Genomic DNA, 725 nt, shown 5'->3' on the forward strand with positions numbered 1-725 from the left:
CGCGCGACGCGTTACACCGCGGATGGCCAAAAGGAAGTCACGGTCTGGTGCTCCAACGACTATCTCGGCATGGGCCAGCATCCGAAGGTGATCGAGGCGATGAAGAACGCCATCGACCACTGTGGCGCGGGTGCGGGAGGCACCCGGAATATTTCTGGTACCAACCACCATCACGTCATGCTCGAGCGTGAACTTGCCGATCTGCACGGCAAGGAAGCAGCCTTGATCTTCACGTCGGGCTATGTTTCCAACTGGGCAGCACTCGGCACGCTCGGCGCCAAGATCCCCGGCCTGATCATCTTCTCCGACGCGCTGAACCATGCCTCGATGATCGAGGGCATCCGTTATGCCAAGTGCGACAAGGTGATCTGGAAGCACAATGACGTGGCCGATCTCGAAGCCAAGCTCAAGGCCGCCGATCCGAAGGCGCCGAAGCTGATCGCCTTCGAGAGCGTCTATTCGATGGACGGCGATATCGCCCCGATCAAGGAGATCTGCGACCTCGCCGACAAATATGGCGCGATGACCTATCTCGACGAAGTGCATGGCGTCGGCATGTACGGCCCGCGCGGCGGCGGCATCGCCGAGCGCGAAGGGCTGATGGACCGGCTGACCGTGATCGAGGGCACGCTCGGCAAGGCTTTTGGAGTGATGGGCGGCTACATCGCCGCGTCGACGGCGCTTTGCGATTTCATCCGCTCGTTTGCCTCCGGCTTCATCTTCAC

At 61.2% G+C, this 725-nt stretch carries 1 protein-coding gene; it reads left to right on the top strand.

Annotation, left to right across the window (positions count from 1 at the left end):
* Positions 1-725, top strand: a 725-nt coding sequence (hemA, locus tag RWK44_RS34870) for a 5-aminolevulinate synthase (RefSeq protein WP_316030181.1), incomplete at both ends; no start/stop codon positions are given.

It is taken from the genome of Rhizobium sp. 25PS6 (assembly GCF_032464655.1).
Classification (GTDB): domain Bacteria; phylum Pseudomonadota; class Alphaproteobacteria; order Rhizobiales; family Rhizobiaceae; genus Rhizobium; species Rhizobium laguerreae.